Source organism: Variovorax sp. Varisp85, assembly GCF_047304045.1.
In the GTDB taxonomy this organism is placed as follows: domain Bacteria; phylum Pseudomonadota; class Gammaproteobacteria; order Burkholderiales; family Burkholderiaceae_C; genus Variovorax.
Genome location: NZ_JBGLYN010000087.1, coordinates 19960 through 27090, shown reverse-complemented (window position 1 = coordinate 27090; position 7131 = coordinate 19960). Strand labels below are relative to the sequence as shown.

The 7131-nt window shown below is 62.2% G+C and carries 4 protein-coding genes, 1 tRNA gene and 1 pseudogene; all 6 read right to left on the bottom strand.

Annotated features, from left to right (window positions below):
* Window positions 1-376 precede the first annotated feature (376 nt).
* A complete protein-coding gene (locus tag ACCC97_RS25785) occupies window positions 377-2296 on the bottom strand; it encodes a UvrD-helicase domain-containing protein (RefSeq protein WP_413335788.1) in 1920 nt (639 codons plus the stop codon).
* Window positions 2293-4566 (bottom strand): AAA family ATPase, encoded by a 2274-nt coding sequence (locus tag ACCC97_RS25780; RefSeq protein WP_413335786.1) that lies wholly within the window; start codon window positions 4564-4566, stop codon window positions 2293-2295. Before ACCC97_RS25780 ends, ACCC97_RS25785 begins: the two co-directional genes overlap by 4 nt.
* Before the next feature lie 221 nt (window positions 4567-4787).
* Window positions 4788-4919: pseudogene (locus ACCC97_RS25775) on the bottom strand (transposase); the annotation flags it as partial.
* A 230-nt stretch (window positions 4920-5149) separates the two neighbouring features.
* Window positions 5150-5237: transfer RNA gene (locus ACCC97_RS25770), tRNA-Ser, on the bottom strand.
* Between the two features lie 32 nt (window positions 5238-5269).
* Window positions 5270-6532, bottom strand: coding sequence for a radical SAM family heme chaperone HemW (hemW, locus tag ACCC97_RS25765; RefSeq protein ID WP_413335784.1), 1263 nt, complete (start codon window positions 6530-6532; stop codon window positions 5270-5272).
* Window positions 6532-7131, bottom strand: a complete 600-nt coding sequence (locus ACCC97_RS25760) for a non-canonical purine NTP pyrophosphatase (protein ID WP_007835863.1) — start codon at window positions 7129-7131, stop codon at window positions 6532-6534. The genes hemW and ACCC97_RS25760 overlap by 1 nt, the downstream gene beginning before the upstream one ends.

The following is a 7131-nucleotide window of genomic DNA, read 5'->3' as shown; positions in this document are numbered from 1 at the left end:
GGGTAGGTTGAACACCTGGCTCACTTTTACTTCGGCACTACCCGCAAAACTGGCTCAGTTTCCGGTCGGCGCCAACACCTCGGCCGAACTTTGGCGATGGATGCTGACCGTCATAAAGCGGCCACTCGGCTAAATCACCGCTGGCAGCACGAAGATCAGAGATACGTTGTGGAACAGCCCGTATGGCGGCGCGCCAGAACTGTGCACCCCGTCAACGGCAAGCGCGGCATGATCCCCATGCCTACCGATGCGACGTTCCTGAACGCCATCGCGGCTGAACAGTCGTCTCGAAGAGTTGTCTCCTCATCGCTGGCACCTGCGCTGGTTGAATCCTTCTTCGTCGGCGTGCCGGCGTCAAGATAGCGCGGCCAGCCGCTTACACCACATCGATGTGCCAACCCTTGCTCAAGAGCGCCGTTCGCAATCCTGTCGGAACTCGCTCTTCGTTTGCCGCAAGGCACAACAACGCCGCTGGGCGGGACATCGCAACGTAGAGATTCCGCATTTGAGCCTGCTGTGTCTTTGGGAGCTTGTCGAGCTTCTTCGAGGCAGTCCCGGCGATGTATTCAAGCCCTAGCGCGACGTCAAACTTCCTGCTGGTGCCACCGTAGGATTCCAGGACCAGGGATGCCGAGTGCGTCTCTCCCTTCATCCCGGCTGTCGTGCCCAGTCCAAACTCAAGACTCCGTCCCAAGTGCGAGACCTGACACCTCGTCGATGCGGTCGAGTTCGCCGTCCCTTGCAGTCCTGGCTCATCAAATACGCTCAGAGCTGAGAACTCATCAAACTCGAGTTCATCCGGGAGATACGGCTTGAGTCCTACATACACAAGCTGGATGGTCGAATCGCGCTGGCCCACGACACAGAGTTGCTCACCAGAAATCGCCAGTTGACGGGTGAGACCTTCAATCGGCCCTGATGCCCCGAACTCTCTTGCGGCCCGAGGTAGCGCACGTGCATCTCGAACACCGTCCGCCAGAGGCGACCTTGCCGCGCGGAGCACCAGCAGCAGTGCCCTCCGGACGTCGGAAACACGCGAGCTGAGCGATGCCTCCAGCAGGGTCTTCTTGGCATCCCCGACGAGCCCCCAGAAGCGTTCAGAACGCATGCTGGTGATTTGCTGGCCTTCACCATAGGCCGGCCAGTAGTCCACAAGATGGCGCCCAGCCGCAACCTTGCCCTCTCCCGCCTTGCGAGTGCACATCGCCTTCACCTGGCGAGCACCAGCTTCGTCCTCGGTCAGGCGTTCGATAACCAAGCGACCATAGTGTGGCAACACCTTGGCGGCATCTGCCGTGGGGTACAAGAGTAGGACCGGCGCGTGGGTGCCAGCTCCCTCTCCCACAACTGCGTTGCCGCTCAGGCGCACGCTACCCACCGCACTTGCGATGGCCGGACCAAACCGCTTGCTGGTGCTGATGCAACCGTACCCGCCACGCGGGAACGTAAGGAGGTCAGCGTTCTCCTCGTCCGAGAGAATCTTCTGGTCTACATCCCCGAATCTTTGCATCACCGACTTTCCATCGAAGATGCGATTCAGGAAGGACTCCTGGTCCCAGGACGTGTCCTGCATCTCGTCGATGAAGACCATCGGGAACCGCCGGTGAACGACATCCACGAGGTGGGGGCAGGTCTTGAGCGCGAGGGCGGCATACGCAAACATGTCTCGATGTCGAAAGATGCCGTCCTTTGTCAGCATCGCCTTGAGCTTCATCAGCGATTTGTACGACGCCGTGTGTGGGCCGGGCAGCGTTCCGTTCTCAACTTGCACCTGCCGGTCCGCCGTTCGATAGAACAGCGTCGTGACGATGCCATCACCATTGTTCTGGTTCTCCAGGTACACGCGTAGGCCCAAGAACATGCCCAGCTGTAGAAGCGACCGGGCCTTGTCGGCGAAGACGACATCGTCGATGACATCGACCTTCTGGCCCGAGCTTCGCAGCATAGGCATCGCGAAGAACTGGTTGACGAAGGCATGGATGGTGCCGACGAAATGGGGATAGCTCAGTAGTTGTGCACCCTCAGCGCTCCCCGCCAGGCGCTGCGCAATCTCGTCCCGCGCCACGTTGGTGTGGCTGAGAACACAGATGCCGCGTCGCGCATGAGGCCACTTCTTGGCCAGCAATAGCAGCTTGGCTGCAAGCAATGAAGTCTTCCCGCTACCCGGAACCGCATTGAAGTCGCGCGAACCGTTCTCCAGCAGCGCGCTCCGACGTTCCACGTCATCGAAGTTCAGGTCCTTGGCTAGGGTCGCGAGGTCGACTAGGTCTTTCGTTCCGAGGCTGACCGCGCTCACGTGCCGTTCCCTCGCGCGCCACCCGTCGAAGCGCTTAGCGGAACGACCGGGGCCGCCAGTGCAGTTCCGGCCTGACCCGGTGTCTGAGCACCGGCCGCGAGAAGGCCTGGCGGGGCCGGCACGCTCGGGATGGCCGATGGAACTGTCGCAAGCGCTGCAGGTGCCGGAGGTAGCGTCGAGCTGGGGATGGACGCTGCTGCGCCCGGCACTGTCACTGCGGTTAGCATCGCAGCTCCCACGCCGGCCGTCGCTGCAGGCTTTGCAGCTGGAGCAATAGTCAAGTGGGAGAGTGCTGCCTGCAGGTAAGGAGGCAAAGCCTTGAACAGGTCATCGCCCGTTCCATACTTTCCCGTGCAGACTAGGTGAGCCGCGTACTGGGCCGCGATGGCCTTCGACGCGTCTTTCTCTTGGAGCGGCTTGTAAATGATGGCCGCCAGCTCCTCCTTGGTGTGCCCTGCACCTTCCAACGAGGTCCAGCTCAACTCAGCTGCGGCCAGCGTCTCAGTCTCATCGGCTTCTTCAAGACGTTCATCGCGAGACTTTGCCTTGGCCGCCAGAGAAATCGCCAGGTGCATCAGCTTCGCGCAGCCATGTAGCGCTAGGTCGAACTCAAGCGTCCAGCGATCAGAAACACACACGATGGTCTTGCCGCCTTCAGCTCGCTCCTTCTTCCTCTGCACCGCTTCAGCCATCTCAAGTGGGGAGTAATCAGAATCGAAGCGCTTCCCCTTGGCGGGCTTGGCGACGTAAGGCTTTGCGACGTTGGGCACAATGTCCCGATCAGTCAGGCAGACCACCGGGATCGGAATCTCCGGGCCGGCTCCCTCGCGCTGAAGGATGCGAGCGTAGTGATACAGGCCAGTGTGTCCCACGTTGACCATCGACACGCCATGCTTTGAGAACGACCGACCGCACATCTCAGCGATAGCGGGAATCAAGATGGCTTCGGCAGGTCCCTCCACCATCATGACGCCGCGGGCAAAGAACAAGTTCGCCTTGGTTGCATCAATGAAGCGGCGCAGGAACGAGTAGTCGGTACGCTTGAGCTTGGTCTTTCCCGCGGCCAAGGGGAAGGTCTGAGCCTTGCGCACCAGCGTCATATCTTCGATGCGCGCGGTCGACACCAGCGAAGGGCTATGGGTCGTCATGATGACCTGCACGCGCTTCTCCGCCTGCTCCTCGTTAGAGTGTTCTTTCAGCAGGTCCATCACGCGCTCTTGCAGCTGCGGATGGAGGTGAGCCTCAGGCTCTTCGACGAGCAGCAGAGCGAGCTCCTCGCCGTCCCGAAGCAGGACCAACTCGGTGGCCATGAACAGCGCGTTGTTGTAGCCAAGGCCCCGCGCACAGCGTTCATCCGGATGAATATGCGCGCCGGGCAGCAAGGACAGCTCGAACTTTTCAAGGATTGGCGTCAGCGAAAGGTCGGGGGCGATACGGATGCGCGATTGCAGCTCCTCGCCAGAGAACGCGAACTGACCGAGGTAGTTATCGTTGATGTCTTTCTCTACGCCCTTGACGACCTCATGCTCACCCAGGTGGTGCTGCGCGAAAGCCATCAAGCCGACCAAGCGCTCAGGAACATCTTTGGGCGAGGCCTTGTCGAAGTCGTTCACCTCCTGGCCTGCGATGTCGTTGTGGGCGCCAAGAATCTGCGAAAGACGCGATTGGCGGCCTGGTCGCAACTCCGCTTCGGCGTCACGCAGTGGCTTCAGGTAGGTCGCGCGCACAAGCTCTCTGACCGCGTAGCCGACCTCCGGTCCGGTGCCAGCAGCGCCGGTTCGAACGACTGTGTCGACGCGCGCTCGCTTTGTCGCTTGCGGCGGGTGGTAGCGCGCCTCGAGATGGAGGATGAGCGAGCAGGTTCCGTCCGCGCCGAGTGTGAGCCATTCGAGAACCGATGCCTCCTGGTCTGGGCTCAATCCACACAGCGTGGCTTCGATGCTGAGTGTTTGGGCGCGGCTTTTGCCTTCAATGTGGAAGTCCTGCTCGAAGAGCCTGACAGGCTCATAGCTTGTCGTCAGCAGTACCTGCCGGATAGCGTCAATGATGCCGGTCTTGCCCGCATCGTTCTCACCAACAAGGATGTTGAGCCCGGGATTGAGCTCCCAGTTCAGTTCAGGCGCAGTCGTGCCGTCCCCGAACGCGCGATAGTTGCGCGCCCGGATGTGCTTCAGATACATGCTCTCCCCCCACTTGTTCAACGGCATCACCTGCGAAAGTTTGCAGGCTCCCTCCGACTTCAGTGCTCGCTTGCCGCTTAAGTCATTCACGCCTTAGCGATGTCGTCTTCTCACGGAACTGGGCTCCGTGCAGGACAGGCCCCTCAGTTGAGGTGATTGACGCGTTCGCCAGACGTCTTGGCGCTACCGCAACACTATCACCTCTTCGCGCCCATTCGGGGATATCGAAGGTTCGCATCGAAAACCCGCTTGTGCTCGTCGCGGCCATTTGAGTCGCTGGTCGCTGACCAGCGACAATTATCTTGAGCGGCCCCTCGGGTCTTCAGGTCGTTGAACACCTTCATCCAGAACTTGGCGCCCTCGGTGCCCTCAATCCACAGTCCCAGGATGTCGCGCGTGCCGCCGGGCAGCACGCCCAGGGCCAGGTAGATGTCCGTTCTTCGTCAAGCAGCGGTCGTTCACCGAGGAATGTGTGATCGGCAGCTCTCAGTCTGAAAGACGTGTACGGCGTCGATGGCCCGCCGCTTAGTGGCAGCAAAGCATAGACAAGACCAACCCCTGCGGGGGTTGGCGGCGATACATCTATGCTCAAACCAACCGTAAGTCGAATTGGTAGGAACGATGGTGTAAGAAATAAAAAAGCGCCCCGTAAGGCGCTATTTTCCTTATCTTCTGGCGGAGAGTGTGAGATTCGAACTCACGGACGCTTTCACGTCGGCAGTTTTCAAGACTGCTGGTTTAAACCACTCACCCAACTCTCCGGAACCGTCGATTTTATGCCGACGGCGTTGCCCTACGCTTCATCGGGCAGGAACATCGCCTGCAGATCGCTCAGAAAATCCAGCCCGCGCTCGGTCGGCCACACGCGGAACAGGTCGCGCGCCACGAGCCCCTTGCGCTCGGCTTCTTCCAATCCACGCTGGATCGACGTCATCGCCAGTCCCGTGCGTTCGCTGAACTGCGGCAGCGTGAAGCCCTGCTTCAGCCGCAGCGCATTGAGCATGAATTCGAACGGCAGATCGGCCAGCGCCACCTCGTCGCTCTGCGACACCGCGGCGCCCGCGCGTGCGTTCTCCATGTACAGGCGCGGTTCGCGAAAGCGCACCTGGCGCACGATGCGGTGCGCAAAGCTCAGCTTGCTGTGCGCGCCGGCGCCAATGCCAAGGTAGTCGCCGAATTGCCAGTAGTTGAGGTTGTGCGCGCACTGGTGCCCTTCGCGCGCATAGGCCGACACCTCGTAGCGCGACATGCCGGCCGCAGTGGTGCGCTCGGTGATGCGGTCGAGCATGGCGTAGGCGATGTCGTCCTCGGGCAGCGTGGGCGGGAACTTGGCGAACCAGGTGTTGGGTTCGATGGTCAGGTGGTACACCGACAGGTGCGGCGGCGCGAGCGCCAGCGCCTGCGACAGATCAGCGTCCAGGCCCTCGAGCGTCTGGCCCGGCAGCGCGTACATCAGGTCGAGGTTGAAGGTGTCGAAGGTGCTCGCAGCCTCTTCGAGCGCGGCAATGGCCTGGGCGCGATCGTGCACACGGCCCAGCGCCTTCAGGTGCTCGTCGTTGAAGCTCTGCACGCCCACCGACAGGCGCGTGACGCCGGCCGCGCGGTAGGCCCGGAAGCGATTGCGCTCGAAGGTGCCGGGGTTGGCTTCGAGCGTGATCTCGCAATCGGGCGTGAGCTTCAGGCGCGCACGCACATCGCCGAGCAAGCGGTCGATGGCTTGCGGCGAAAACAGGCTCGGCGTCCCGCCGCCGATGAAGATGGTGTGGACGGTGCGGCCCCAGATGAGCGGCAGTGCGGCATCGAGGTCGGCCACCAACGAATCGATGTACGCCTGCTCGGGAATGCCGTCGATCTCCGCTTCGCTCGCGGCACGCCATTCGTGCGAGTTGAAGTCGCAGTACGGGCACTTGCGCAGGCACCACGGCAGGTGGATGTAGAGCGACAGCGGCGGCAGCGCGCTGAGCTGCAGCGGACCGGGCCGCATCCAATGCAGCACGTCGTTGGCCTGCGGCGCTCCCGTGGACTGCGCCGGCTGGATCGGGAAGATGGTGGCCATTACAGCCAGCGCTCGCGCATCAGCGCCAACATGGCCTGCGCCGCGCGGCCGCGGTGGCTGTGGGCGTTCTTGACCTCGGGCGGCAGTTGGGCAAAGGTCTTGCCGAAGGCCGGCAGGTACATGACGGGGTCGAAGCCGAAGCCGTTGTCGCCAACGGGCGCGGGCGCGATCTCGCCGACGACGCGGCCGATGGCGATGAGCGGCTCGGGGTCGTCGTGGCTGCGCAACGCGACCAGCGTGCTCACGAGCGCGGCGCGGCGGTTGGCCACGCCGTCGAGTTGCTCGAGCAGCGCCTTCACATTGTTGGCGTCGCCCTTGGGGTAGCCGAATTGCGTGGCGTAGTAGGCGGTGTCGACGCCCGGCAGGCCGCCGAAGGCATCGACGCAAAGGCCCGCGTCATCGGCGATGGCGGGCAGGCCAGTGGCGGCGCTGGCGTGGCGGGCCTTGGCCAGCGCGTTCTCCACGAAGGTGCGGAAAGGTTCTTCAGCCTCACCCACGCCCAGCGCCGACTGCGGCACCAGGGTAACGGCCAGCCCTGCAAACAGTTGCTGGAGTTCGGCGAGCTTGCCTGCGTTGTTGGAAGCCAGAACCAGTTTCAT

Excerpts from the sequence above, each read along its gene's own strand:
- hemW (WP_413335784.1), bottom strand. The coding sequence starts at position 6,532 with ATGGCCACCATCTTCCCGATCCAGCCGGCGCAGTCCACGGGAGCGCCG.
- ACCC97_RS25760 (WP_007835863.1), bottom strand. The coding sequence starts at position 7,131 with ATGAAACTGGTTCTGGCTTCCAACAACGCAGGCAAGCTCGCCGAACTC.